We start from the raw sequence: 26,336 nt of genomic DNA, 5'->3' as shown, positions 1-26,336 counted from the left end.
TCCCTCCCCTTGTCTCCCCTTGTCTCCGCACATCGCCCCTCTGCCCCGGGCCGACAACTCGGCGCTTACCCCGGCACTCGCGGGGCATGCCTACAAAATCTTGGTGGCGAGTCCGACCGTAGTGGGCGGGGCCCGGCGAGATCACAGATGCCATCCATCCAGCTCGTGGCGCCCGGCGTCCGCCCCATGCGACAACCGGGTCCGCGGCCTGCCCGCATGAGCTCCGGCCCTCTCCCCCGCACCGGCCTCTACGCCCGCATATGGCTGCGTTCGGTCACTGCGCACGCTCGGGCGCGGAGAAGCGGCGTCCGTGCCAGGGATGATCAGGGTCGGCGGCACGCAGGCGCCGGCGAGGCGGATGATCCCCCCATAAGTTCATGTGCTCGGCTCCGATGACCTGTTGGTCACCCCTGCCTTCGAAGTCACCGCCCACCAAATGGAGTTGCTGCGTACGGTCCTGGACGGACAGCCGTCGGGCAAGTGGGACGGTGTGTACGCCGTGAACTACGCACGTGCGGCCGTCGGCGGCATCCCTCACCGGCTCGGAGCGCGCCCGCCTGGGCGCGGACGCCGACCCGACGGGTCAGCCAGATGTCGAACGGGCCCAACGGCGGCGCAAATGCCGCGAGTCGTCGCCCGGGGGACTTCCTAGTCCCTGGTTTGTCGGCCTGACCGTCACGCCACGTCGCATCGGTCGGCAGCGATACGCCGTCGCAGCCCGCGACCCACACAATGCTACCCAGGAGAAACGGACATATCGAACGGAGCGGCGGAGTCGGCCGCGGCGGCCGGTCTTTTTGCGGTCGGAGTTCCGGCCACCCTGTCCCCCCTGTAACGTACAAGAAGACCAGGGGACCAACCGCAGCGAAAGCGGGCAACCGTGGTGGAACCGGAGAGCAGACCGGGACGCGGGGACAAGGTCGGCCTGCTCGGGCGCCAGGTCGAGTGCGCCGTCCTCGACGGGCTTCTCGACGCGGTCCGTACGGGAGAGAGCCGCGCGCTCGTGATCCATGGACCACCCGGCATCGGCAAGTCGGCCCTGCTGGGACACCTCATCGACGCTCCGGGCGATCTGCGGGCGCTGCGCGCGGTCGGCATCGAGTCCGAGATGGAGCTGCCGTTCGCGACACTGCACCAACTCTGCGTGCCGCTGGTCGACCGGCTGGCGCACCTGCCCACTCCGCAGCGGGCGGCACTGGAGACCGTCTTCGGGATACGCGCGGGACCGCCGCCCGACCGCTTCCTGGTGGGAATGGCGGTGCTCAGCCTGCTGTCGGAGGTCTCCCGGAAGCGCCCGCTGCTCTGCCTCGTCGACGACGCCCACTGGATGGACCGCGCCTCGGCCCAGGTCCTGGGCTTCGTCGCCCGCCGCCTTCTCGCAGAGTCGATCGCCCTCGTCTTCGGCGCCCGCGAACGGGCCCGGGACCTGCTCGGACTGCCCGACCTGGAGGTGACCGGACTGCGGGACGCCGCCGCGCACGCCCTGCTCGAATCGGCCACGCACACCCGCCTCGACCACGACATTCGCAGCCGGTTCGTGGCAGAGACCCAGGGCAATCCGCTCGCCCTGCTGGAGCTGCCCCGCGCCCTGTCCGTGACCCAGCTGGCAGGTGGCTTCGGTCTGCTGAACACCGACACCCTCCCAGGCCTGATGGAGCAGAGCTTCCTGCGCCGGATCGAGGACTTCCCCGCAGAGACCAGGCTGCTTCTGCTGGTAGCCGCCGCCGAGCCCGTCGGCGACCCCGCCCTGGTGTGGCGGGCCGCCCGCCGGCTCGGCGTGACACCAGAGGAAGCACTCGCCGACGGCACGGACGGACTGCTGTCGTTCGACGTGAGCGTGACCTTCCGGCATCCGCTGGTGCGCTCCGCGGTGTACAGGTCGGCCACCGAGAGCGAGCGGCGGTCGGCCCATCTGGCGCTGGCGGAGGCGACGGACCCGCGTGCGGACCCCGACCGCCGTGCCTGGCACCTGGCGTCCGCGACGGCCGGACCGGACGAGGCGGTCGCCGCCGAGCTGGAACGCTCCGCAGGACGCGCCCAGGCCCGGGGCGGGCTCGCCGCCGCGGCCGCGTTCCTGCAGCGGTCCGTCGTCCTGACCGTGGACGCCTCCCGGCGCGCCTACAGGGCGGTCGCGGCCGCTGACGCCAGCCTCCAGGCCGGCGACCTCGACGCCGCCCGCCGCTTCGTCGACGTGGCCGACCAGAACGCCCAGAGCGACTTCCAGCGTGTGCGGGCAGACCTGGTCCGCAGCCAGGTCATCTTCGCGGCCGGCCTCAACCGCGACGCGCCCCCGCTGCTGCTCGCGGCCGCCCGGCGACTGGAGCGATTCGACGCGAACCTCGCCCGCGAGACCTACCTGCTCGCCTGGGGCACCTCCGCCCTGGTCGCCGCCGACCGCGACAGCCTCGCGGCGATCTCCCAGGCCATGAGGGCGCTCGCGCCACCGCCCGCCGCACCCCGCGCCCTCGATCTCGTGACCGAGGGCTACGCGCTGCTGGTCACCGAGGGCCGGGCCGTCGCCGTACCCGTGCTCAGGCGCGCGGCCGACGCGCTCGCGGATCTGCCGCCGGACGACCTGCTGAAGTGGGGCTGGGTGGCCAACGGCGTCAGCGCGGCCGTCTGGGACGACCGGGCCATGCGCGCCCTGTACGGCCGTACGGTCGAGGTGGTGCGCGCGGCCGGCGCCCTCACCGAGCTCCCGTTCTGCCTGGCGTCGCTGGGCATGGCGACCACCTGGACCGGCGACTTCACGGGCGCCAGGGCCATCGTGGACGAGGCGGACATCGTCGCCGCGGCGACCGGCGTCCCCCTCGCCCCGCACGTCAAGCTGCGTCTCGGCGCGCTGAGCGGCCACACCGCCGAGGTGGAGCCGCTCATCGCGGCCACGGTCGAGGAGGCCGGCGCGAGCGGGCAGCTGATGGGCGTCACGGTGGCCCAGTGGTCGGCCGCGGTGCTCTACAACGGCCTCGCCCGCTACGAGCAGGCCCTGACCGCCGCGCAGACCAGCGCCCGCATCCCCGAGCTGTGGGTCTCGGTCTGGGTCCTGCCCGAGCTGGTGGAGGCGGCCGTACGCGTCGGCGACGCGGTGGCCGCTCGTGGGGCTCTGGAACGGCTGACGGACGCGGCGGAACCGTGCGACACCGACTGGGCACAGGGCATCCTGGCCCGCAGCCGGGCCCTGGTCAGCGAGGGGGCCGCCGCGGACGGCCTCTACCGCAGGGCGGTGGACCGGCTGGCCCGCACGCAGCTGCGGCCCGAGCTCGCCCGGGCGCATCTCGTGTACGGGGAGTGGCTGCGCCGGGAGCGGCGGCGCGTCGAGGCACGGGAGCATCTGCGGACCGCGCACAAGATGTTCGCCTCCATCGGCATGGAGGCGTTCGCCGAACGCGCCCGCCGTGAGCTCCTCGCCAGCGGCGAGTCGATCCGCAAGCACAAGCTGAAGTCCTCATTTGGGGACGAGCTGACGCCGCAGGAGAAGCAGATCGCACTGCTCGTGCGGGACGGCTTCTCGAACCCCGAAGTGGGCTCCCGGCTCTTCCTCAGCCCCCGGACCGTCGAGTGGCACCTACGGAAGATCTTCACCAAGCTGTCGATCACCTCCCGGAGACAGCTCCGCGACGCCCTCCCCCGCAACGCGTACGAACCCTCGCCGGAGCAGGGGTTCAGGGGATGAGCTGCTGACCGCCGTCGACGTCGTAGGTCGCCCCGGTGAGGGCGGTGTTGGTCATCAGGTGCAGAGCCAGCCTGGCCACGTCCGCCGGTCCCACGACGCGCCGTATCGGCAGCGTGGCGCGCAGTTGCTGCCGTCGCTCATCGAGGGCATCGCCCAGCAGTCGGGCGGAGAGCGGGGTGTCGACGAAGCCCGCGGCGATCGCGTTGACCCGGACCGGGGCGATCTCCAGCGCGGCGTTCGCCGTGATGGCGGGAAGCGCGGCGGCGGCGATGGCAGCGACGCTCAGCCCCAGACCAGGACGGCGGGCGTGCGTGCCGGTGATGAACGTGAGCGACCCGCCGGGAGCGACCCGCGTCGCGCACTCCCGCGCGATGCGCAGCGACCCCAGGAGGTGTTCCTCCAGCACATTGCGGACCTGCTCGAAGTCCATCTGGGCGATCGTCGCATACGTCGGCCCGCCGCCCGCGACGAGGACGTGGTCGACCGGTGCGGGCAACTCGCCGAAGAAGCGGCCCAGCCCCGGCGCGTCGCCCAGGTCGAGGGTGGTGGCGGATGCTCCGAGCTCCTCACGCGCGGCGTCGAGCCGCTCCGGGTCGCGGCCAGTGACGATAAGCTTCGCGTCGGCCGCGCGTGCCTGGCGTGCCGTTTCCAGGCCGATGCCAGAACTGCCGCCGATGACCACGACCGTGCTGCCCGAGAGATCGTTCACTGCTCCTCCCTATGGGCCCTCGTCCGTCGCGGTCGGGTGGTGCGGCGACGTCGGCCCGCCTTCCAGGATCGGGCGGCGGCGAGGGTGCTCGCGCCCGTGAGCCTCACTGGCCTGCCGTCGTCCGGGGAGCGGGCCCGGGACCGCGAAGGCAGCCGCCGGCTCGTCTGCGTGCCCGCTGTGGCGGTTGAACCGCGACGGCCGGTCACTCACATGTCGCGCACTGCCCGCCGGGCCACGACCAGTGACTTCCACGGGCGCGAGGTGCCGGCCGCGGCGCGAGGGTGGAATGAGGCCACGCGGGACCTGACCGCCACGGTCTTGCCCGACCTCCTGTACTTCGACCGTGGCCGCCCGGCCGTCCACGCCAACGGAGGCAGCCGATCATGAACGAGTCCGGCAGGAAGGTCGCCGTCGTCACCGGTGCGTCGCAGGGCATCGGCTCGGGCCTGGTGGAGGCCTACCGCAAGCTCGGTCACCGAGTCGTCGCCACCTCCCGGTCCATCCCTGACTCCGACGACCCGGACGTCCTCACCGTCCGCGGCGACATCGCCGACCCCGCCACGGCCGAGCGCATCGCCGCCAAGGCCGTCGAGCGGTTCGGGCGCATCGACACGCTGGTCAACAACGCCGGCCTGTTCATCGGAAAGCCGTTCACGGAGTACTCGCAGGAGGACTACGAGGCGGTCGTCGGCGTCAACCTCACCGGGTTCTTCCGGATCACCCAGCTCGCCGTCGGGCAGATGCTCCGCCATGGCGGCGGACACGTCGTCCAGATCACCACCAGCCTGGCCGAACACGCCAGTTCCGCCGAACCCTCGGTGCTGGCCGCGCTGACCAAGGGCGGCCTCGAGTCCGCCACCAAGTCCCTCGCCATCGAGTACGCGGCACGCGGCATCCGCAGCAACGCCGTCGCGCTCGGCATCATCAGGACGCCGATGCACCCGGAGGAGGACCCGGAACTCGCGCGTCGGCATCCGCTCGGGCGGATAGGCGAGGTGAAAGACGTCGTCGAGGCGGTCCTCTACCTGGAAACCGCCTCGTTCGTGACCGGGGTGACGCTGCGCGTCGACGGCGGCCGGAGCGCGGGCCACTGAGCGAGCGGCCGGTCACTGGGCGACTAGTAAGGGCCGGCTTCCGAGCCGCCTGGGAGGTCGCGGCTCCCAGCAAGGAGCAAACAAGTCGTGGCGCGAACCCCGGTCGGGGACGAACCATGGCGGGAGTGTGGCGCCGGGCGAGTCGGGTGCGCCGGTCACGGTCGGCCCGAGCTCCGGACCAGTCGCGGCGCCCGCCCTCACCCTGCGGAGGTACGCGATGAACGGCAACCGTCCTGGGATCAGCCCGCTGACCGTCACCGTGCTCGTCTTCCCCGGGGTGCGCCTGCTCGATGTGACCGGTCCCATCGAGGTGTTCACCTCGGCGAACGAGTTCGGTGGCCGCTACCGCGTGCAGATCGTGTCCGAGGACGGGGCCGACGTGATCACCTCGGCCGGCACGCGCCTCAGCGCCGACCGCGCCGCCGACCAGGTCCGCGAGCCCTCCGACGTGCTGGTCATCCCCGGTGGTCCGGAGTGGGAGACGCTGATCAAGGACGACGCTCTGCTGGACGTGGTCCGGCGGCTCGACGTGACGGCGGGCTGTACGGCGTCCGTGTGCACCGGGGCGCTGCTGCTGGCCGCGGCGGGGCTCCTCCACGGCCGCCGCGCCACGACGCACTGGCGCTTCACCCGCCAACTGGCCTTGCGCTTCCCGTCCGTGCGGGTCGAACCGGACGCCATCTTCGTACGCGACGGCACGATGATGACCTCGGCCGGCGTGAGCGCCGGCATCGATCTGTCCCTGGCACTGGTGGAGGAGCACCACGGCGCGGAGGTCGCTCGCGCGGTCGCCAAGGACATGGTCGTCTTCATGCAACGGCCCGGCGGGCAGTCCCAGTTCAGCGTCCGCTCCCAAATCCCGCACTCGCGCCAGGAGTTGCTGCGCCGCATCCTGGACGCGGTGGCCGAGGACCCGGGCGCCAACCACAGCCTGCCCGCGATGGCGCGGCGCGCGGGAGTCAGCGTCCGCCACCTGGCCCGGCTCTTCCATGAGGAAGTGGGCACGACGCCCGCCAGGTACGTGGAGCAGATCCGGGTGGAGGCCGCCCAGGTCCTGCTGGAGACGGGCGACGATCCGATGGCGGTGGTGGCACGCCGTACGGGCTTCGGCTCGACGGAGTCCCTGCGCCGCGCGTTCGTACGGCATCTGGGCGTCACGCCGGGCGTCTTCCGCGGCCGGTTCCGGACGACGGGTCCGGCCTCGAAGGAGGCGGAGACCGCGGGGACTTCGGCCTCATAGGCGGCCGATCGGCGTCGCGCTCCGGTGACGTCCCTGCCCGGCATCCGGCCCCATGGGCGGCTCGCGACGCGGGCGCGGCGAACGGGCCGGCGGATTGGCCGTCGCGCCGCGGCGAAGGCCCGTACCCGTGGGCACGCCGACATCCACTTCGGGGCGCCCCTGCCCGGACCTCAGTCCGCGACCCGACCGGCCGGACGGCGCACGTGGCAGGTGGCGTGCCGCAGGGAGCGGCCCGCCACCACCAGCCACGCGAGGACAAGTGCGGTGTACAGCAGGACGGTTGCCCAGTCGAGCGGCGTGGAGCCGGTGCGGGCGGCGAGGGCGCCGGTGGCCGTCACGCAGGCACCCACCGGGAAGATGAAGGACCACCACGTCGGCGCGAACGGCAGGCCGGCCCGGATCGTGCGAACCGTCAGCCCCGTGGCCAAGGCCAGCCAGAGCATGGCGAACCCCCACACCGCGATGCCTCCCAGCAGCGCGAGCACCGCGGCACCCCGGGCGTAGGGCGCGGGCAGCACGCCCGGCGCCGCCGACGCCAGCGCGCCGAGCGTCGTCACCGACTGAGCCAGCGCGCCCAAGCCGATCCACACGGTGGGCACCGTGGTTCCGGTGGGCGCTTCGTGGTGCACGAGGCGGCCGTAGATCATGGCCAGGACCAGCAGCGTCGCGACCAGGCCGAGGCCGAGCATCGCGTAGCAGCCCAGCAGGAGGGCTAGGCGCGGCTGCCCGGTGGGAGCGTGGGGAACCAGCAGCGCGCCCGTCGCGGCGGAGACCATCGGCGGCACCACCGGCATCAGCCAGCCGCCGAACGCCGCGTCCGGGGCGAAACGATGTCGCGTGACCATGAGGTACGGCACCGTGCAGGCCGTGACCAGGCCGAGCGCGGTCCCGGTCAGCCACAGCACCCAGTCCGCGCCCACCGCGGCGTCGAGTCCGATCACGTCCTTGCCCAGCAGGAGCGCACCGGCGCCGACCGTGAGCAGCCCCATCGGCGGTGCGCCGAGGAACTGGACCGTCACCGGGTCGGCCGCGTGGGAGCGGATTGCCCGCTGCCGCAGGTAGCGCGCCACCAGCACGACGAGCAGGACCCCGGCGCCAGCCCAGACCACCGTGGCGGCCGTCCGCAGCCCGGGAAAGGTCCGCGGCAGCGTCGCGGCGGCGTTGGCCACGATGCCCGTGCCCATCACCGCGGCGAACCAGGTCGGGCCGAGGAGCGGACGTGCCGTGCTGTCGGAAGCGGGAGGTGAGGGGCGGGTCGCCGGGGAGAGCTGCATGATCCGCAGCCTAAGTACGAACCAGTTCGAGTCGGTTGATCGTGTCCGGATGTGAGGGTGTCCCGGCAGGAATCGAGTCGCGCAGGGCCCGCGGGGCTGTGTGGACCAGTGGATCCCACCGGTGCGACCGGCCGACCTCACGCGGAATCGTGACGGGGACGAGCGGTTCCGCGCGCACAGCACGGGGCCCGATCCCGAACGACAGGAGTGGTCGTGATGGCGAAGGTACTTTTCGTGGTGTCAGGAGCGACGTACTGGGTGCTGAAGGACGGCACCAGGTACGCGACCGGCTACTGGGCCGAGGAGTTCGCGGCTCCCTACAAGGCGATCACCGAGGCGGGGCACGACGTCGTGGTCGCCACCCCGCACGGTGTGACACCGAACGTCGACATGATGAGCCTGCGCCCCTCCATGGCGGGCGGTGAACAGGGCGCCCTGGAACTGGAGGAGATCATCCGTTCCGCCGAGGTGATGCGCCGGCCGCTGCAGCTGTCCGACGTCCGCCTCGAGGACTACGACGCCGTGTACCTCCCCGGCGGCCACGGCCCCATGTCCGACCTGTGGCTGGACGCCGACGTGGGCCGGATCCTGACGGCGCAGCTCGCCTCCGGCAAGCCGCTGGCAATCGTGTGCCACGGCCCCGCCTCCGTCCTGGCCACCAGGATCCACGGCAGGTCGCCCTTCACCGGCTACCGGATGACCTGCTTCACCGACGAGGAGGAAGCAGCCGTCGGACTGGCCTCCAGGGCCCCCTGGCTGCTGGAGACCGAGCTCAAGGACAAGATCGGCATCGAGTTCAGCCGCGGTGAGATCTGGAAGCCGTACATGGTGGAGGACCGCACCCTCATCACCGGGCAGAACCCGGCCTCGGCAGCGGTCCTCGCGGAGCGGCTGCTGGTGCTGCTGAAGTAGCGGTGCGACCAGTGAGAATCCCTGGCGCGAAACACCGGCCACCCGGAGGACCCTCGTCACGGAGGCTTTTCGTCCCAGTGCGGAGGCATGAACCATGGACATGAAGCTCGAGGTCGTCGTGGTGCCGGTGTCGGACGTGGACCGGGCCAAGGCCTTCTACACGGCATTGGGCTGGCGGCTCGACGCCGACGTGGCCACGGGCGAGGACTTCCGGGTGGTGCAGATGACCCCGCCGGGTTCCCCGGCGTCGGTCATCTTCGGCACCTCGGTCTCGTCGCAGACACCGGGCTCCGCCCAGGGCCTGCACCTGATCGTCGACGACATCGGAACGGCCCACGACGAGCTCAAGCGGCGCGGCGCGGACCCGGGTGACGTGTTCCACGACGCCGGGGGCGTCTTCCACCACGCCGGGACCGACGCCCGGGTGCCGGGACCCGACCCGAAGCGCAGCAGCTACGGTTCGTTCCTGTCGTTCGACGACCCGGACGGCAACGGCTGGGTGCTGCAGGAGATCACCGCCCGGCTTCCGGGCCGCCTGGACCCGGCGACCACCGCCTTCGCCTCGGCGTCCGACCTCGCCGGCGCCCTGCGCCGCGCGGCGGCCGCACACGGCGAGCATGAGGCGCGCACCGGCGCGGAGGACCCGGACTGGCCGGAGTGGTACGCGCGGTACATGGTGAGCGAGCAGGCCGGCACCGAACTGCCCACGTGATCACCTCCCCGGCCGGCTCCCTGGAAGGAGCCGTCGCGCTGGTCACCGGCGCCGGCAGCGGTATAGCGGAGGCGCTGCGCCAGGAACTGGTCGAGCACGTCCGCGTCGCCGTGGTCGAGCCCGGCACCGCGCGGACGGAGCTGGTGGAGAACCTCGGCGAGGCCGGACGCGACGCCGCCGTGCGACAGATCGGCGGGATCGAGCCGCTGCGGGCCGAGGACATCGCGGACGCGATCGGCTGCATCGTCACCCGTGAACGACGGGTGACGGTCAACGCGATGCCGGTGCGCGCCGGTGACCAGACATGGTGACCGGGCACGGGCGACGGGAGTGGGACGGATGAAGCACGACTACGACGTCATCGTCATCGGCGGCGGCTCACCCGGCGAGCACTGCGCGGGCGCCCTCGCGGACGGCGGACTGCGCGTGGCGCTCGTGGAGAGGGAGTTGGTCGGCGGGGAGTGCTCGTACTTCGCGTGCATCCCGTCCAAAACGCTGCTGCGCCCGGGTGAGGCCGTCCAGGGGGCACGCGAGGCCGCGGCGACCGCCGAGGTCGATGTCGAACAGGCGCTGGCCTGGCGGGACTTCATGGTGTCGGACTACTCCGACGCCGGACAGGAGCGCTGGCTCGCCGCCAACGGCATCGATCTGCTGCGGGGTTCGGGCCGGCTCGCCGGACCGGGCGTGGTGGAAGTGGCCGGTACCCGCTACACCGCCGACCACGTCGTGCTGGCCACCGGGGCCTCACCGGTCGTGCCTCCCGTCCCGGGCCTGCGCGAGCTGGACGGCATCTGGACCAACCGCGAGGTGACCGGCATGAAGGCGGTTCCGCGGCGGCTGCTCGTCCTGGGCTGCGGGCCCGTCGGCGTCGAGATGGGCCAGGCGGTACGGCGTCTGGGCGGCGAGGTGGTGCTCACCGGACACGACGACCACGTACTGCCGCGCGAGCCCGAGCCGCTGGGCCGGGCGCTCGGCGAGGCACTGCGGCGTGACGGCGTCGAACTCGTCCTGGGCCCGCGCACCGTCGCCGCCCGGCGCGAGAACGAGGAGTACGTCCTGGTCCTCGACGACGGGCGGGAACTGCGCGGCGACAAACTGCTCGTGGCCACCGGGCGCCGCCCACGGACCCGCGACCTGGGCCTCGACACGGTCGGCGTGAGCACCACCGGCCGAGGCATCCCGGTCGACCGCCGGCTGCGCGCCGCCGAACGCCTCTGGGTCGTCGGCGACGCCACCGGTCTGTGGATGCTCACCCATGTCGGCAAGTACCAGGGCGAGGTCGTCGCCGACAATATCCTCGGCCATCCCCGCGACGCCGACTACACCGCCGTGCCCCGCGTGGTCTACACCGACCCGCAGGCGGCCGCCGTGGGCGCCGCCGAGGCACGCTTCAGCGCCACGGTGCCCATCTCCGAGGTCGCCAAGACCGCCGCCTACACCCGCGCCTACGCCGACGCCGTGGGTTTCCTCACCCTGCTCAGCGACGGCTCGACGGTCACCGGCGCCTACGCGCTGGGACCGGAGGCGGGAGAGTGGCTGCAACAGGCGACCCTGGCCGTCCGCGCCCGCGTCCCGCTGGAGGTGCTGCGGGACACCATCCAGCCGTTCCCGACGTTCTCGGAGATCTACGTCGCCGCGCTCACCGACCTGCACCACCAGGTTGCCCGCGCCAGCGAGGTCGAGGGGCGGGTCCCCGCCTGACGCGCCGGGCCCCTGCCCCGTGCGGTGGACCTTGCGCCGACGAAGAAAGGTGGTTGACGCCATGCGTTCCGACATCGTTCCGGGCGGGGTCTTCCCGGACTTCGCCCTGCCCGACCACACCGGCACGGTCCGTACGCTCAGCGAGCTGCAGGGCCGCGACCCGCTGGTCCTCACGCTGGCGCGCGGGCACTACTGCCCCAAGGAGCACCAGCAGCACCGGGAGATGGCCGAGGTGCTCCAGCCCAAGACGGCGGTGGGCTATACGCAGATGGCGACCATCGCCACCGACGAGCACCACACGCTGCAGGAGTTCCGCCTTTCGGTGGGCGCGCAGTGGACGTTCCTGTCCGATCCGGGCCGGATCGTCCAACGGGAGCTGGACATCAAGGAGTACACCGACCCCGAGCACGATCCGATGATCCCGCACACCCTGGTCCTGAAGCCCGGACTGGTCGTGCACAGCGTCTACAACGGCTACTGGTTCTGGGGTCGTCCCTCGGTCTACGACCTCTGGCACGACCTGCGCGAGGCGACCCGGGAGATCCGGCCGGACTGGGACCTCGCCGTCCCCGGCCTGCGGGAGGAGTGGGACGCCGGCGAGCACGCGTCCTTCCACGGCTGGGACCGGCGAGCCGCCGAAGAGCAGGACCAACCGGGCCTACGACCCCGTCCGGGCGGGTGACGCATCCGCCCGAGCGGGCTGCGGCCGAGCGGTGCCCGCTCCACGTCCGTCCGGCGGGACGGGACGCACCCAGGCGGCCACCATGGTTACGAACACCACGACCCAGACGCCGGCGGCCACCCAGACCTCCCAGCGGCCGGCGCTCGTCAGCCACGAGGTCGCGGTCGCGCATCCCAACTCGTGGGTGGTGACGGCGTACATGCCGATCGGGAAGACGAGGTTCCACCAGCCGAGGTCGTAGCGTAGTGGGATACCGCGCAGGACGTGCCGCCACACACCCAGGGCCAGCAGGAGCGGGATCAGCCAGCTGGAGAAGGCCCACAGGACGACGGCCACCCCGACGAGCAGCGGGCGCGACAGGAGCGTCTGTCCCGGGGCAAGCGCCATCAGCCGTACGGCGGCGAGCACCGCGAGCGCCGCCGCTCCCATGAAGATCCACACCGAGGTCATGAGACCCTCCGGCCGGATGGGCCTGGCGAACAGTCTGGCCAGCACGATCGCGGCGGTCAGCAGGTACTGGATCAGGCCGATGGCCCAGCACACCACGGCCAGCACGGTCAGCGCATGGCTCGGGGAGGCATGGGCCAGCGAGGCCGCCGCGACCGCCACCGATTCCGAGCCGACCGCCCAGAGGAACCAGGTGCCGTTGACCTGGTCCAGCGACGGGTTCCGCTTCAAGGTGGTGATGAGCGCGAGCGGTACGGCATAGTCCAGCACCAGCCAGCCCACCGCGCCGAAGGCCAGGAACGCCCCGGCCACCGCGATGTGACCGTCCGGGACCAGGCGTGCCGCGAGCACGTTGGCGGACACGGCGATGGTGAGGAAGGCGAAGGCCCGCGGTCCGACGAAGTCCGCAACGAAGCGTCCGCGTCGGCGCAGCAGCCGCCAGGCGTAGGCGGAGATCATTACGGCGAAGCCGGCCAGGGCCACCCACAGCAGCACCGCGGAGGCGGTGCCGGCGCCGTTGACGTACAGGGCCGTGGAGACGATGCCGGTGCCCATGACGAACGACAGCGACGCGGGGTTGAGGCTGGTCACCGAGGCGGAGAGGACCGCACCGTATCCGGACCGGCTGGGCGCCGGCTCGGCGGGTTCCTGCACGGCGGACGCGCGCCACGGGCGACGGGCGCCGTCCCCGTCGCTCCTGGCGAGCCATTCGGCGAGGACGGCGACGTGGCTGTGGTCCATGTCGGGGGTGGCGGTCAGCAGGGTGACGTGGCCGAGGTCTGCCATGGCTCGCAGCCGCTCCGCGGCGTGCCGGTGCTCCTGGTCGGACAGTTCGGTGAGATAGCGGCGCCGGAACTTCTCGAACTCCCGCGGGTGCCGGCCGTACCAGCCCTGCAGTTCATGGGACGGCGCGATGGCCGACAACCACGCGTCGAGCAGGGCGTCGCTCCGGCTCACGCCGTCCGGCCAGAGGCGGTCGACGAGCACGCGCTCGCCCGTTTCGCCGTCCATGGAGGAGGTCTGCTCACTGATCGTGCGGCAGCTGATCTGCTTAGTCATGACTCGTCCTCCGGCAGCTTTCGCCGTACGAGCATTTCAGGGCGATGCGCATGTCATCGGCTTCCTGACGAGGGGTGGAGAGGGGACGGATGCGTGCCGGCGCGGTCATGGCGCCGTGTCCTCCTCGGTGTCGCCGGTACGCGAACGCGTGCTCACCGGAACGCCGAGGCCACGACGGCCTTCTGTTCCAGCCCGTGCCGGCGGCTGGAGCCGACCGCGGGCGCGGGTGCCTCGGGATGTTCAGGGTCTCGGCGACGACGCCTTGCCCCGCGAACGCCGCGTCGCCGTGCAGGACGACCGGCAGGACGGCCCGCGAGCCGGCGTCACCGGCCAGGTCCTGCTTGGCGCGCACCACTCCCTGCGCGACGGGCCCGACGATCTCCAGGTGCGAGGGGTTCGCCACGACCGAGACGGCGACCGAACCGCCGCGCAGCGCACGGTAGATGCCCTCCGCGCCGAGGTGGTACTTCACGTCCCCCGAACCCTGGACCGATCCCCGGTCCACGGCATCCTCGAACTCGCCGAAGATCTGGGCGTACGACTTGCCGATGATGTTGGCCAGGACGTTGAGCCGGCCGCGGTGCGCCATCCCGATGACGGCTTCCGCGACGCCGTCCTCGATGGCCCGGAGCAGAAGGGCGTCGAGCAGCACGACGGCCGCCTCGCCGCCTTCCAGCGAATAGCGTTTGTGGCCCACGTACTTCGTCTGCAGGAACGTCTCGAAGGCCTCCGCGGCGCCCAACCGGTAGAGGATGCACAGCTGTTGGGCCCGGTCCGGCCGGGGCTGCGGGCCCTCGACCCGTTCCTGGATCCAGCGGCGCTCGCGGAAGTCCTGGATGTGCATGTACTCGAAGCCGGTGGTGCCGCAGTAGAACTCCCTTACGGCGCCCAGTACGTCGTCGAGGGTCATGGTGGTGCGGCCGGCGAAGCCGTCCACGACGAAGTGCTCCGTGCGGTCGGCGTCATGCAGTCCGAAGGCCGCGAGGTCCGGTTCCGGATGCGCGGCGGCGGGCCGCGACCCGAGCGGGTTCGTGGCGGCCATGAGGTGCCCGCGTACGCGGTAGGCGTGGATGAGCGCCGCGATCCGCACTGCGTTGAGCACTGCCGGGGCGGCGGCTGGTGCGCGGTTGACGGAGGCCGACGCACTCACGGTGGCGGGTGCACTCACCCTGGCTCGTGAGGCGAAGAAGCTTCTCCATGTCTCGTCCACCGAACCCGGGTCGTGCAGGTAGCGCTGTCGCTGCTCGTCCACCACCCATGCGTTGAGTCCGAAGTCCAGTCCGTGAATCACCGTTCGAGCGGTGTCCGATTGCGACGCCATGGCGTGGAACGCCTTCTTCCTTGTGCGATGCCGTACGGTCCCGGCGCGGTCAGCCAGACCTGCGTGACCACGTCGCGCGGTCGAGGCTAGGTCGCGCGGAGGGCCGGGACGGAGGGCTGCTCGTGCCACATGTGCCTCACATCGGGACATCGGCCAGAGGGCGGCGCGCCTCCGGTGGCGGCGGGCGCCCGTCGCCACGCCCCGGCACCCCGCCTCAGCCGGCGGACTGACCGAACGGGCCGTCGCCGATCAGGCCCGAACGGTCGGGCAGACCGGCGGTGACCCTGAGTCTGGCGAACTCCATGGCGAGCGCCGCCGGCGGGTAGTGCGCGTTGAGGCCGCTGGGGTTCGGCAGGACCCACACGCGGGCGCCGCCTATGCTCGCCGACTGGGCACCCACGCCGGCGTCGACGGCGCCGAACGCCGCGCGGTACCCGGTGACGCCCAGGAACGCCAGCCACGTCGGGCGTAGGGCTTCCATGCGCCGTACGAGGTCCTCTCCTCCCTCGAGGTACTCGTCGGGCATGAGCTCCGCCGCCCGGGCCGTGGGCCTTCGGACGATGCTCGTGATGCCCAGACCCAGACCGAGCAGGTCACGCTCCTGGTCGGGCCGGAATTGCCGCGGCGTGAAACCCGAGCGGTGCAGGGCCGGCCACATCCTGTTGCCCGGGGTCGAGAAGCTGTGCCCCCGAAGGGCCGACGCCAGGCCCGGATTGATCCCGACGAAGACGACGTACAGGCGCTCGGCGACGACGTCGGCCAGGTTCGGATACATATCGCTGTTTATGGTTGCTCCTCGGCATGCCGGTGGCCGGCGGGGCCGGGCGCCGCGTCACCCCATCCACGGTAGGCCAGCGTCCGCGATCGGGCAGCGCGCGGATGTGCCACGACGGCGGCACATCCGGACCTGTGGGACTCCCGAGGACGGCGGCAGCACCGTGGGATAGAGCGCGGCGCAGCCCCGGCCCGCGAACTAGGATCGGTCAGGGCGCACAGTTCACAGCGCCATGAGGGGCTGTCTCCCGGCCGGCCACCCCGCAGGAGGTCCGCAATGGCCACGCTGCTGTCCGTCAACGTAGGAAGGCCCAAGGACGTCTCCTGGCAGGGCAGGACCGTCCACACCGGAGCCTGGAAGTCCCCCGTGCACGGGCCCCGGATGGTGCGGCGGCTGAACGTCGACGGGGACGGCCAAGGAGATCTGGCCGGGCACGGCGGCGACATTCGTGCCGTCCTCGTCTACCAGTCGCAGTCCTACCAGTACTGGCAGAAGCACCTGGGCCGCGACGACCTGACCCACGGGATGTTCGGGGAGAACTTCACCGTCGACGGCCTGCCCGATGACGAAGTGTGCATCGGCGACCGGTACCGCATCGGCGAAGCCGAATTCGAAGTCACCCAGCCCCGCGTCACCTGCTACCGCGTCGGCATGCGCCTGGGCGAACCCACCATGGCCTCCATGCTGGTAGCCCACCACCGCCCCGGCTTCTACCTGCGCGTCCTCACCGAAGGACACGTACAGGCCGGCGACGCGATCACTCTGATCCGCAGGGGCCCCCAAGAACTCAGCGTCGCCGACACCGACGCACTGCTCTACCTCCCCGACCGGGATCCCGCGACCTTGCGCAAGGCACTGACCATCCCCGCCCTCAGCCCGGGATGGCGACAGTCCTTCCGCGAACTCACCGCCGCCCAGCAGTCCACACAGGAACCGGGCCGGTCCGGTGAACGGGCCGGCACCCAGCAGGCCGGGGAAGTGCCAGGGTGGCCGGGCTTCAAGACCATGCGCGTCGCCCTCATCGTCTCCGAGACCCCCGACGTCTCGTCGGTCTACCTCGAAGGCATCGACGGCACACCGCTGCCCGAGGCCCGCCCCGGCCAGTACCTCTCCCTCCGCCTCACGGTCGGCGATTCGGCCCCCGCAGTGCGCAGCTACTCGTTGTCGTCAGCGCCAACGGCCACCACGTACCGCATCAGCGTCAAGCACGAACCTCACGGCGCAGTCAGCAGCTACATCCATGCCGCGCTTCACTCCGACGACCTCGTGGACGTCGCCAGCCCTCGCGGGACGTTCGTCCTGGAAGGAGACACCCGCCCGATCGTCCTCCTCTCCGCAGGAATCGGCGTCACTCCCCTGCTCGCCATGCTCCATCGACTCGCCGACGCACGAGACCCACGCCCCGTCTGGTGGATTCACACCGCCCACGACCGCGTCCACCACGCCTTCGCGGACGAGACCCACGCCCTCCTGGCGCAACTCCCCAACGCCCGCGAGTACGTCTACTACACCTCCGAAGCCCCCCATCCCGACGAACCGCACATCACCCAGGGCCGTCCGACCGCCCCATCGCTCGCGGCGATGGGAATCCCCACCGACGCTGTCGCCTACCTCTGCGGGCCGAACGCCTTCATGGACGACCTCGGCGGCATCCTGCGCGAGCACGGCCTGAGCCCCGAGCGGATCCATACGGAGCAGTTCAGGGCCCTGCCGGCCATCAACCCCGGCGTCACGGGCACGGCCGCCGTCCGTCCGCACCAACCACCCGGTGCACCGGGCACCGGCCCGCTCATCACCTTCGCCCGCAGCGGCATCACCACCCCGTGGTCACCCGCCCACGCGTCACTCCTCGACCTTGCCGAAGCCTGCGACATCCCCACCCGCTGGTCCTGCCGCACGGGCGTCTGCCACACCTGCATCACCCCCCTCGTGGCAGGGGACATTTCCTACACCACCCCACCCCTCGAACTCCCCGAACCCGACACCGTCCTCGTCTGCTGCAGCCGGCCCACCGGCGAAGTCGTCCTCGACCTCTGAGTGAACCCTCAGCCCGGCTGGCCCTCGGCGCCCGCTTCGAGAGTCGCTCGCAGCGCGGCCAGGGTTGAGGCGATGCTGGCCAGGTCGTCGGCGGGAACCGACGCGGTCAGCGAGAGGAGTTGGCCTTCGACGACGGGACGGGAAGCGGCCAACTGCTTGTCGCCCTCGGGTGTGAGGCGGAGGACTGACGAGCGGCGGTCCTGAGGGTGGGCGACCCGCTCGCACCAGCCCATGGCCGCCAATCGGTCGACCGCCTTGCTGACGGCTCCCACGGTGATCGCCAGTTCGTTGACGATGTCGAGTACGCGGCACCCCGGTACCCGGTCGATGATGTCCAGCATCTCGAACTGTCCCAGCCCCAGCCCCTGTTCAGCGCGCAGACGGGCGCTCACCGCGTTGTAGAGGCGGGTCTCGACGCGGACGAGGTCGACGAAGACCGGGGTGACGCGGCTCACAGAAACCTCCATTAGATTCCCAGGAATCATCTTCCATGGAATCCGGTTGGGCTCAGGCAGATGGATTCCCAGGAATCCATCCTCGCATCCGACCCATGGAGGCCCGCATGTCCCGACAGCAGCGCGATGCCCTGGACGCCATGCTCCGTTCCGCCCCTCGCAGCCAGACGCCGCCCACCCCCGACGAGCAGCGCACCGGTTTCGCCGCAGCCATCACCCGCCCCGCGCCGGAGGGCGTGGCCATACGCAGGACCGTCCTGGGCGGCCGGCCGACCCTCGAGCTGGAGCCGGCCGAAGTCTCCGGCCAGGGGCGGTTGCTCTACCTGCACGGCGGTGGCTACGTCATCGGCTCACCGGACACCCATGCAGGTATGGTCGGTGAGCTGGCCCGCCGCGCCGGACTGCGAACGGTGTCGGTGGACTACCGGCTGGCCCCCGAGCACCCTTTCCCCGCGGCGGTCGACGACGGGCTCGCGGCCTACCGTGAGCTGCTGGATACGGGAACCGACCCACGGGACCTCGTCGTGGCCGGTGACTCCGCCGGTGGCGGCTTGAGCATCGCGACGCTGCTCGCGGCTCGGGAGGCCGGGCTGCCGCAGCCGGCCGCCGTGGTCGTCTTCTCCCCCTGGGTCGACCTCACCCTCGCCGGAGAAAGCATCCGTGCCAAGGAGGGCGTCGACCCCATTTTCATCGAATCCGACCTGTGCGCCTACGCCGATCTCTACGTCGGCGAAGGCGACCGGGCGCAGCCCCTGGCCAGCCCGGTGCTCGCCGACCTCACCGGACTGCCCCCGCTTCTCGTGCAGGTCGGGGCGAACGAGTTGCTGCTGGACGACGCGGTCCGGCTGGCCGGCCGTGCGGGCGCCGACGACGTCGAGGTCACGCTCGAAATCGGGCCCGGACTCCCCCACGTCTTCCAGCACCACTACGGCCGCCTCGACGAGGCGGACGCCGCACTCGAGCGCGCCGCCCGCTTCCTCACCGCCCGTCTGAGCGCGGCGCACCCGGAAACGGCCAGCTGACGGCGACCGGCTGCATCCGCGTACCGTCACCGCGGGGTTGCGGTGAGGGCGAGCGCGGCTTGGTCGTCGGCCCCGTCGTGCGGACCCGCGAAGGCCCGTACCGCCGTGGTGACGGTGTCGATGATGGCCTGGGCCGTTCGCAGCCCCCTTGGTGGGTGCGCAGGGCGTCGATCAGGCCCTCTTCGCCGAACTGGTGCCGGTCGGCGTTGTGGGCTTCGGTGATGCCGTCGGTGTAGAGCAGGAGGCTCTCACCGGGCTTGAGGTGCAGGCGGTGGACGGGCAGGCGGGGCTCGTCCGCCAGGCCGAGGAGGAAGCCTGGGATGTCCACTTCGCTGACCGTGCCCGAAGGGCTGATGTGCAGAGGCACGGTGTGGCCGGCGCGGACGAGGGAGAGATCGAGGCCGCCGTCGTCGGTGGCGGTGAGGTGGCCGTAGACGAGGGTCACGAAGCCGTTGCCGTGGCTGTCCGGGCGGTCGAGAAGGGCCTGGTTGATGGCTTGGACGACCCCGTCGGGCTCGGGGAGGAACCGGGCGACGGCGCGGGCGGTGTGGCGTACCAGGGCGGTGGTGGTGGCGGCGATGGCCCCGCGTCCGCAGACGTCGCCGAGGAGGAACGCCCACCGGCCGCCGGACAGCGGGAAGATGTCGTAGAAGTCCTCGCCGATGTCGAGTCCTTCACCGGCGGGATGGTAGTAGGTGGCGACGCCGGTGCCGGGTACGTCGGGCACCTCGGGCAGGAGGAGTCCGGCTTGCAGGTCGCGGGCGAGGGCGGCGCGCTGGGTGTACTGGCGGGCGTTGAGCGCGGCGGAGGCTGCGCTGCGGGCGACTTCCTCGGCGAGGGCGACGGTGTGGCCGTCGAAGATGTCTTCGCCGGTGGACAGCAGCGTGAGCGTGCCGAAGGCCCGGCCGCGGTCCAGGAGCGGGACGCACAGGTAGCCGGTGACCTTCAGCTCGGTCCAGAGGCCGAGGCCGGTGGGCGTGCGGCGGGCCACCTCGGCCAGGCCGGTGGCCAGGACGCGGGCGACGGCATCGTCGGCGGCGGCGTAGACGGGGATGTGTGAGGCCAGAAGTTCCCGTTGCTCGGCGGTGGGCGCGGCGGTGGCGATGCGCCAGACCCGGCCGGCGTCGACGACGTCGACCGCGCACAGCGGTGCCAGCGTGGGCGTACAGGAAGAGGCCAGGCGCTGCAGGGTCTGGGTGTAGTCCAGGTCGGACGTCAGGCGGGTGCTGGCCTGAAGGAGGAAGGCGAGGTCGTCGCGGGCGGCCTTCTCCTTGGCCTCGGCCGCGTGGCGGGCCTGTTCGGCGCGGTGACGTTCGATGGCCAGGGCCGCAGCGGTACCCTCGCTACCATGCATCAGCCAAAGCGATGAACCTACGCTTCCCCGATCCGGCTCAGCGCGCAGCGATCGAGGCTGCGGCACGGCAGGAGGGCGTCAGCCTGCAGGAGTACATCCTGTCCGCCGCTTACGCCCGTGCGACCGCCCTGGAGACCCACTTCCTCGACGCCTTCGGAAAGTCGATGGCGCGTAGCGGCGACGCGTTCGCCGAAGCGGCCGGCTCAGCCGAGCCCGACCGGGAGCGTCGCGCTGCGGAGCTGGCCGCTCGGCATGATCTCGAGGAGCAGCAGGAGCGGGGCAACGTCGCGTGACTCAGCACGAACCGCTTCACCCCCTCGATGTGACTTTTCTGCTGCACGCCGCCGAACTGCTGCCCGGTGATCCTCAGGTGGACGATTACGGTCCTCTGTACGCGGCGGTGGCCCGGGTCAATGCCCGGGCGCTGGAGCGCGATGTCTACGGGTCCCTGCATCTGAAGGCGGCGGCGCTGTTGCAGACGCTGGTGCGGCTTCCGTGCCTGGAACACTCCAACGAGGCGTTCGCGTGGCACTGCGCGGAGGCGTATCTGGCGTTGAACGGGTGCCGTCTGGAGTACCCGCCGAAGGAGGCGGTAGCCCTGGTGCGGGACGCGGCTTCCGGCGTGTCGGGCGTTGGCCTGGTGGGCCGCCAGTTGCGTGCCTGGAGCGTTGCCTGATCTTCGCAACGCTGTCGGGGCCTCGACGTTCTTCCTCAGTACAGCACCGAAAGGTCCCCGGGCCGCACTCGGACGGTGACCGGGAGGGTGGCCTCCACCTCGCCGTCGGCGCCGTAGGGGACGGGCCGGCCGGCCTCGATGCGCAGCTCCCGGCCGCGCAGGACGCGCACCTGGGGGCGATGGACGTGCGCGCCGGTCTTCAGTTCGTTCATCAGGGTGAAGAAGAGCCTGCGCGGGGCCTCGCGGATCAGCACCACGTCCAGCAGCCCGTCGTCGACGCGCGCGTCGGGCGCGATGAGCCGGCCGGAGCCGTAGTAGGGCGAGTTGGCCGCGACGACGGTGTAGCCGCGGTGGAGGTGTTCCTCGCCGTCGACGGTGACCCGGTAGTCGGCCGGACGCCAGGTGGTGACGGCGCGCAGACCGCCCGCGTAGTAGGAGGCGGCGCCGCGCAGCAGGCGGGCGTTGTTGGCGTGCAGGTTGGCCTGCGCGTCGACGCCGGCGTACACGCTGCCCAGGACCACCGTGCGCGGGTGGACGGCCGACTCCACCTCGACGGTGTCGACGGGCCGGGGCGCGGCATGCAGCAGGATCTGCGCTAGGGCTTCCGGCTCGGCGGGCAGGTGGAGGGCGCGGGCGAAGTCGTTGCCGCGTCCGGCGGGCACCACGCCCAGCACGGTGCTGGTGCCGCTGAGTGCGCCGCCGATGCCCCCCGTGATGCCGTCGCCGCCCACGGCCAGGACGATCCGGCCGCGTTTGCCGGCGTCGCGGGCGATGTCCTGGGCGTGGGCGAGGCTGCGGCTGTACTCGGTCTCCAGCTCGGCGCCGGCCGCGCGCAGCAGCCGGGCCAGCTGGAGCAGGGTCGCCGCCCCGTTGGAGCCGCCCGCGGTGGGGTTGATGACGGCGGTGAACTGGCGCATCGGTGGGCCTCCGAGGCAGGCGGTCGGATCGGGTGGGTCAGTCGGTGGGCAACAGGATGCCGGGGTTGAGCAGCCCGTCCGGGTCCAGGCGGCGCTTGACGGCACGCAGGGCGGAGACACCGAGGGCGCCGGCCTCGCGGACGTACCAGTCGCGGTGGTCGGTGCCGACCCCGTGGTGGTGGGAGATGGTGCCGCCGGCCGCGAGCACGGCCTCGTTGGCGGCGTGCTTGGAGGGCGTCCAGTGGGCCACCGGGTCTTCGCCCTGGGCGCTGACGACGGTGAAGTACAGGGAGGCGCCGTTCTCGTACACGTGGGAGATGTGGCACATCACCAGCGGCGGGGTGCCGGCCTGGGTGAGGGTGTCGGTCAGCGCGGTGCGGACGGCGCCGTGCAGGTCGGGGATCCGGGACCAGAAGGCCGCTGTCTCCAGCGTCTCGGCGAAGGCGCCGGCGTCGAGCAGGGCGTCGCGCAGGTACGGCGCGGAGTAGCGGCCGTGCGCCCAGCGTTCGCCCGGTTCCGCTCCGGCCGGGGTGCCGCCGCAGTCCGTCAGCACGGCGGCGGCCCGCTCGCGGCGGTACGCGGTGTCCTCCGCCGTGCCCTCATATCCGGCGATCGCCAGGCAGCCCGCGCCGCCTGCGGCGAGGTCGGCGCCGATGGCGTCGGGCTGGGCCAGGCCGACGAGCGTCTCGGTCTCGTCGGACAGGCGCAGCACGGTCGGCCGGGGTCCGTCCTGGGCGAGCCGGCGCAGTGCGGTGGTTCCCTCCTCGAAGGAGGCGAAACGCCAGCCCTCGTACATCCGGACCTCGGGCAGCGGGCGGATCCGTACGGTGACGGAGGTGATGACGCCGAAGGCGCCCTCGGAGCCGAGGATCAGCTGGCGCAGGTCGGGTCCGGCGGCGGAGCGTGGGGCACGGCCGGTCTCGATCGTGCCCTCGGGGGTGGCGAGGGTCAGCGCGAGCACCATCTCGTCGAAGCGGCCGTAGCCGGCGGACGCCTGTCCGCTGGAGCGGGCCGCGGCGAAGCCGCCGATGGTGGCCCATTCGAAGGACTGCGGGAAGTGGCCGAGGGTGAAGCCCTCCGCGGCGAGCAGGGCTTCGGCCTCGGGAGCGCGCAGGCCGGGCTGGAGGACCGCGGTGCGGGAGACCGGGTCGAGGTCGAGCAGGCCGTTCATCCGGCGCAGGTCCAGCGCGACGAACGCGCTGCGCTGCGGGGCGAGTCCGCCCACCACCGAGGTGCCCCCGCCGAAGGGCACGACGGCGAGGCCGTGCGCCGCGCAGGCGCGCAGGACGTCGAGGACCTCGTCGTGGGTGGCGGGCAGGACGACCGCCTGCGGGACGTCGCTGACGTCGCCGGCGCGCAGGCGCAGCAGGTCGGGGGTGGACTTGCCGCGGGTGTGCCGTACGCGGCTCTGCGCGTCCGTTCGCACGTGCTCGTCACCGACGGCCGCGGCGAGGGCGCGCAGGGCGGCGGGGGCTGCCGTGGGGGCGGGCGGGCGGATGTCCTCCAGGCCGAGGGTGGGGGTGCTGCGCGGTGTGACACCGAGCAGGTCGTGCAGCAGGCCGGTCACCGTCTCGGGCAGCGGTGCCGCCTTGGCCGGGTCTCCCCAGCCGTTCCACAGCATGTCCATTGAACGGTCGTCCTCACAGGGTCAGTGTGCTGGTCGAGGGGCGGTCAGGGCGGCCTGGGTGCCCGCCTCCGCGCGGCTCGGCTTGCTGTCGGCACCGTAACCGCTTGGGTCTCGGCCCCGAGGCGTTACACTGTGACACATGACGCCTATTCGTCACAACGGTTCGGACGGCGGATCGGAGAACGACGCCGTCCTCGACGCCGTCCGCGACTGTGTTCTGGCCGTCGGGATGCGGCGCACCACGCTCGCCGACGTGGCCCGCCGCGCCGGTGTCTCCCGGATGACGCTGTACCGGCGCTGGCCGGACCTGCGGACCCTGGTGGGCGACCTGATGACGCGCGAGTGGATCGCCGTGGCCACCCGGGCCATACCGGACCCCGCGCCCGGCACCGGCACGCGCACCCGGATCGTGGACGGGCTCGTGACCGGGGTCGAGGCCTTCCGGGATCACCCGCTCTTCCGCAAGATCGTCGACGTCGACCCGGAACTGCTCCTGCCGTACGTCCTCGACCGGCGCGGCGCGAGCCAGGAGGCGCTCCTGGGCCTGCTGGGCGACGCGCTGCGCGAGGGGCACGCGGACGGTTCGGTACGACCCGGCCACACCGAACGGCAGGCGCGGGCGCTGCTGTTGACCGTGCAGTCCTTCACCCTGTCCCTGCGCACGATGACCAACGAGGACGACCCGGAGCTGGACTCGGCCGCGTTCCTCGGCGAGCTGCGCACCCTTCTGGAGAGGACCCTGACGCCATGAGCCACACCGAGGCCACGCCCGGCTCGTCCCTCAGCGCACACCGCCGTCGCCGGGAAATGGCCGAGGCCGCGGACGGCCGGACGGTCGACGTCCTGGTCGTCGGGCTCGGCGCCACCGGGGCCGGCGTCGCCCTGGACGCGGCGGCCCGCGGCCTGGACGTCGTCGCCTTGGACGCCCACGACCTGGCCTTCGGCACCTCGCGCTGGAGCTCGAAGCTCATCCACGGAGGGCTGCGCTACCTGGCCTCCGCACAGTTCGACGTCGCGCACGAGAGCGCGGTCGAGCGCGGGGTGCTGATGACCCGGACGGCCCCCCATCTGGTGGCCGCGCAGCCGTTCATGCTGCCGCTGACGCCGCTGGTGTCCCGGGGCCAGGCCTCACTGACCTGGGCCGGTCTGCGGGCCGGGGACATGCTGCGGATCGCCGCCCGCACCCCGCGCCCGGTGCTGCCCGCGCCGCGCCGGCTGTCCGCGACCGAGGCCCGGCACCTGGCGCCCGCGGTCCGCGCGGCCGGCCTGCGCGGCGGACTGCTGTCGTGGGACGGCAAGGTGACCGACGACGCAGCGCTGGTGACGGCCCTGGCCAGGACGGCCGCCGCGCACGGCGCCCGGATATTGACCCGGGTACGCGCACTGGACCTGACCGGCACCGGCGCCCGCATCCGCGACGAACTCACCGGCGAGGAGGGCGAGATCAGGGCCCGCGCCGTGATCAACGCCACGGGGGTGTGGGCGGGCACCCTCGCCGAGGGCATCCGCATCCGGCCCTCCCGCGGCACCCACCTGGTGCTGCGCTCGGAGCGGCTCGGAGCCCTGCCGGCCGGCCTGCACATCCCGGTCCCCGGCGAGACCAACCGCTTCGTGCTGGTCCTGCCGCAGGGGGACGGCCGGGTGTACGTCGGCCTCACCGACGAGCCGGTCGAGGGCGCGATACCGGATGTCCCGGAGGTGCCCGAAACCGACATCGGCTTCCTGCTGGACGTGCTGGGTTCGGCCCTGGACGTGCCGGTCGGCCGGGACGAGGTGGTCGGCGCCTTCGCCGGCCTGCGCCCGCTGCTCGACACCTCGGCCGGCGGCTCCCCGGACCGCACGTCCGACATCTCCCGCCGGCACGCCGTACTGACCTCGCCCGACGGTGTCACCACCGTGGTCGGAGGCAAGCTCACGACCTACCGGCGGATGGCACAGGACGCCGTGGACGCCGCCGTCACGGCCAGGGGCCTGCACGCCGCGCCCTCCCCCACCGCCGCACTGCCGCTGACCGGTGCCGCCTCCCCCGAACGACTGCGCTCACTGCCTGTCCCCCGCCGCCTGGTCCGCCGGTACGGCACCGAGGCCGTGGCGGTCCACGCCCTCGCCGCCCAGGACCCGACGCTGGCCGAGCCGGTGCTCCCCAGCCACCCCGTCACCCGCGCCGAACTCCTCTGGGCCGTCCGGCACGAGGGTGCCCTGGACGTGTCCGACCTCCTGGACCGCCGTACCCGCATCGGCGTGGTCCCAGAAGACCGCGCGCAGGCGCTCGCCGTGGCCCGCGAGGTCCTCGGGAAGGCGGCAGCGGTACGCCCCTGACCCGGCCGCCCCGCCCAGCACCGGTCGGAGCAGGCGGTGACGCGGGCCCCCGGTCTGCGCTGCGAAGGCGGGCTGCAGCCGCGCCTTCATCCCGTGTGGGGCGCGGCATGGAGGCGGGCGACAGAGCACGCCGAGAGCATCCGTGTGGCCGGCGTGCGCGCGGCTCGGGAGCTGGCGGCCGTTATCGCGGACGGCCCGAGAAGCGCGGTCTCTCAAGGGGCTGCCATGCGGCTGCCTCTCGCCCGCGCCACCAGGTCCCGTACCCGCTGCCCGACGTCCGAGCCGGTCAAGTCAAGTCGCAGCCGCAGCGGTTCGGGCCTCGCCGAGGCG

General features: G+C 72.3%; 22 protein-coding genes and 2 pseudogenes. 14 read left to right on the top strand and 10 right to left on the bottom strand.

The genetic code is table 11. The features are described 5' to 3' along the window. Positions 1-880: 880 nt before the first annotated feature. Entirely contained in the window at positions 881-3,673 is a 2,793-nt protein-coding gene (locus tag ACIGDI_RS42200) for an AAA family ATPase (protein ID WP_399908028.1), read from the top strand. Here the strand turns inward: ACIGDI_RS42200 and ACIGDI_RS42195 are convergent. Further along, on the bottom strand, positions 3,663-4,382 hold the full coding sequence (locus ACIGDI_RS42195; RefSeq protein WP_399908026.1) for an SDR family oxidoreductase: 720 nt from the start codon (positions 4,380-4,382) through the stop codon (positions 3,663-3,665). The two genes, ACIGDI_RS42200 and ACIGDI_RS42195, sit on opposite strands and share 11 nt — an antisense overlap. Before the next feature lie 383 nt (positions 4,383-4,765). Here ACIGDI_RS42195 and ACIGDI_RS42190 point away from each other — a divergent pair, with 383 nt between their 5' ends. After that, positions 4,766-5,476 (top strand): SDR family NAD(P)-dependent oxidoreductase, encoded by a 711-nt coding sequence (locus ACIGDI_RS42190; protein WP_399908024.1) that lies wholly within the window; start codon positions 4,766-4,768, stop codon positions 5,474-5,476. A 217-nt stretch (positions 5,477-5,693) separates the two neighbouring features. After that, positions 5,694-6,716: a GlxA family transcriptional regulator gene (locus ACIGDI_RS42185; protein ID WP_399908022.1), complete on the top strand. Its 1,023-nt coding sequence runs from the start codon at positions 5,694-5,696 to the stop codon at positions 6,714-6,716. A gap of 170 nt (positions 6,717-6,886) precedes the next feature. On the opposite strand, the gene ACIGDI_RS42180 is transcribed toward ACIGDI_RS42185, so the two are convergent. Continuing rightward, positions 6,887-7,990, bottom strand: a complete 1,104-nt coding sequence (locus ACIGDI_RS42180) for a TDT family transporter (RefSeq protein ID WP_399908020.1) — start codon at positions 7,988-7,990, stop codon at positions 6,887-6,889. A gap of 216 nt (positions 7,991-8,206) precedes the next feature. On the opposite strand from ACIGDI_RS42180, the gene ACIGDI_RS42175 reads away from it, so the two are divergent. The 5 genes from ACIGDI_RS42175 (at position 8,207) to ACIGDI_RS42155 (ending at position 11,997) form a co-directional block, all read left to right on the top strand. Then, on the top strand, positions 8,207-8,902 hold the full coding sequence (locus ACIGDI_RS42175) for a type 1 glutamine amidotransferase domain-containing protein (protein ID WP_399908018.1): 696 nt from the start codon (positions 8,207-8,209) through the stop codon (positions 8,900-8,902). Between the two features lie 94 nt (positions 8,903-8,996). Further along, positions 8,997-9,614, top strand: a complete 618-nt coding sequence (locus ACIGDI_RS42170) for a VOC family protein (protein WP_399908016.1) — start codon at positions 8,997-8,999, stop codon at positions 9,612-9,614. Further along, complete coding sequence (locus ACIGDI_RS42165; RefSeq protein WP_399908015.1) at positions 9,611-9,925, top strand: hypothetical protein; 315 nt, start codon at positions 9,611-9,613, stop codon at positions 9,923-9,925. Before ACIGDI_RS42170 ends, ACIGDI_RS42165 begins: the two co-directional genes overlap by 4 nt. Positions 9,926-9,953: 28 nt before the next feature. Then, the gene (locus ACIGDI_RS42160; protein ID WP_399908013.1) at positions 9,954-11,315 is read left to right on the top strand and encodes a dihydrolipoyl dehydrogenase family protein; all 1,362 of its coding nucleotides are present in this window, start codon (positions 9,954-9,956) and stop codon (positions 11,313-11,315) included. Positions 11,316-11,376: 61 nt separating this feature from the next. Beyond that, positions 11,377-11,997 carry a peroxiredoxin family protein gene (locus ACIGDI_RS42155; protein ID WP_384813252.1) on the top strand — a complete coding sequence of 207 codons (621 nt, stop codon included), beginning with the start codon at positions 11,377-11,379 and terminating at the stop codon, positions 11,995-11,997. On the opposite strand, the gene ACIGDI_RS42150 is transcribed toward ACIGDI_RS42155, so the two are convergent. The 4 genes and pseudogenes from ACIGDI_RS42150 to mug all read right to left on the bottom strand — a co-directional run bounded on the left by ACIGDI_RS42150 (position 11,974) and on the right by mug (position 15,599). Next, positions 11,974-13,503 (bottom strand): DUF488 family protein, encoded by a 1,530-nt coding sequence (locus ACIGDI_RS42150; RefSeq protein ID WP_399908010.1) that lies wholly within the window; start codon positions 13,501-13,503, stop codon positions 11,974-11,976. The two genes, ACIGDI_RS42155 and ACIGDI_RS42150, sit on opposite strands and share 24 nt — an antisense overlap. 235 nt (positions 13,504-13,738) lie before the next feature. After that, positions 13,739-14,605 (bottom strand): annotated as a pseudogene (gene sucA / locus ACIGDI_RS42145) (2-oxoglutarate dehydrogenase E1 component); the annotation flags it as partial. Between the two features lie 87 nt (positions 14,606-14,692). Beyond that, positions 14,693-14,824 (bottom strand): annotated as a pseudogene (locus ACIGDI_RS42140) (hypothetical protein); the annotation flags it as partial. A 214-nt stretch (positions 14,825-15,038) separates the two neighbouring features. Next, positions 15,039-15,599 carry a G/U mismatch-specific DNA glycosylase gene (mug, locus tag ACIGDI_RS42135; protein ID WP_399908008.1) on the bottom strand — a complete coding sequence of 187 codons (561 nt, stop codon included), beginning with the start codon at positions 15,597-15,599 and terminating at the stop codon, positions 15,039-15,041. 276 nt (positions 15,600-15,875) lie between these two features. On the opposite strand from mug, the gene ACIGDI_RS42130 reads away from it, so the two are divergent. Further along, the gene (locus ACIGDI_RS42130) at positions 15,876-17,636 is read left to right on the top strand and encodes an MOSC domain-containing protein (RefSeq protein ID WP_399908006.1); all 1,761 of its coding nucleotides are present in this window, start codon (positions 15,876-15,878) and stop codon (positions 17,634-17,636) included. 8 nt (positions 17,637-17,644) lie between these two features. On the opposite strand, the gene ACIGDI_RS42125 is transcribed toward ACIGDI_RS42130, so the two are convergent. Beyond that, positions 17,645-18,091, bottom strand: coding sequence for a MarR family winged helix-turn-helix transcriptional regulator (locus ACIGDI_RS42125; protein ID WP_399908004.1), 447 nt, complete (start codon positions 18,089-18,091; stop codon positions 17,645-17,647). Between the two features lie 107 nt (positions 18,092-18,198). On the opposite strand from ACIGDI_RS42125, the gene ACIGDI_RS42120 reads away from it, so the two are divergent. After that, complete coding sequence (locus ACIGDI_RS42120) at positions 18,199-19,113, top strand: alpha/beta hydrolase (protein WP_399908002.1); 915 nt, start codon at positions 18,199-18,201, stop codon at positions 19,111-19,113. Here the strand turns inward: ACIGDI_RS42120 and ACIGDI_RS42115 are convergent. Then, positions 19,070-20,467, bottom strand: a complete 1,398-nt coding sequence (locus ACIGDI_RS42115) for a SpoIIE family protein phosphatase (protein ID WP_399908000.1) — start codon at positions 20,465-20,467, stop codon at positions 19,070-19,072. The two genes, ACIGDI_RS42120 and ACIGDI_RS42115, sit on opposite strands and share 44 nt — an antisense overlap. Before the next feature lie 11 nt (positions 20,468-20,478). On the opposite strand from ACIGDI_RS42115, the gene ACIGDI_RS42110 reads away from it, so the two are divergent. Together ACIGDI_RS42110 and ACIGDI_RS42105 are read left to right on the top strand one after the other, a co-directional pair. Next, on the top strand, positions 20,479-20,760 hold the full coding sequence (locus ACIGDI_RS42110) for a DUF1778 domain-containing protein (protein ID WP_399907998.1): 282 nt from the start codon (positions 20,479-20,481) through the stop codon (positions 20,758-20,760). Continuing rightward, the gene (locus ACIGDI_RS42105) at positions 20,757-21,143 is read left to right on the top strand and encodes a fic family toxin-antitoxin system, toxin component (protein ID WP_399907996.1); all 387 of its coding nucleotides are present in this window, start codon (positions 20,757-20,759) and stop codon (positions 21,141-21,143) included. The genes ACIGDI_RS42110 and ACIGDI_RS42105 overlap by 4 nt, the downstream gene beginning before the upstream one ends. Positions 21,144-21,178: 35 nt before the next feature. Here ACIGDI_RS42105 and ACIGDI_RS42100 read toward each other — a convergent pair whose 3' ends face one another. Together ACIGDI_RS42100 and ACIGDI_RS42095 are read right to left on the bottom strand one after the other, a co-directional pair. Then, positions 21,179-22,060, bottom strand: a complete 882-nt coding sequence (locus ACIGDI_RS42100; protein ID WP_399907994.1) for a YegS/Rv2252/BmrU family lipid kinase — start codon at positions 22,058-22,060, stop codon at positions 21,179-21,181. Between the two features lie 37 nt (positions 22,061-22,097). Beyond that, positions 22,098-23,687: an FAD-binding oxidoreductase gene (locus ACIGDI_RS42095; RefSeq protein ID WP_399907992.1), complete on the bottom strand. Its 1,590-nt coding sequence runs from the start codon at positions 23,685-23,687 to the stop codon at positions 22,098-22,100. 139 nt (positions 23,688-23,826) lie between these two features. On the opposite strand from ACIGDI_RS42095, the gene ACIGDI_RS42090 reads away from it, so the two are divergent. Both ACIGDI_RS42090 and ACIGDI_RS42085 read left to right on the top strand, forming a co-directional pair. Next, positions 23,827-24,438, top strand: coding sequence for a TetR/AcrR family transcriptional regulator (locus ACIGDI_RS42090; protein WP_399907990.1), 612 nt, complete (start codon positions 23,827-23,829; stop codon positions 24,436-24,438). Beyond that, entirely contained in the window at positions 24,435-26,006 is a 1,572-nt protein-coding gene (locus ACIGDI_RS42085) for an FAD-dependent oxidoreductase (protein WP_399907988.1), read from the top strand. Before ACIGDI_RS42090 ends, ACIGDI_RS42085 begins: the two co-directional genes overlap by 4 nt. Positions 26,007-26,336: the final 330 nt, after the last annotated feature.

Origin of the sequence: Streptomyces sp. NPDC085900 (assembly GCF_044540925.1) — a bacterium.
GTDB classification, from domain to species: domain Bacteria; phylum Actinomycetota; class Actinomycetes; order Streptomycetales; family Streptomycetaceae; genus Streptomyces; species Streptomyces gilvifuscus.
Note: the sequence above shows the minus strand (reverse complement) of the source record. Positions and strands in the feature narration are given on the sequence as shown.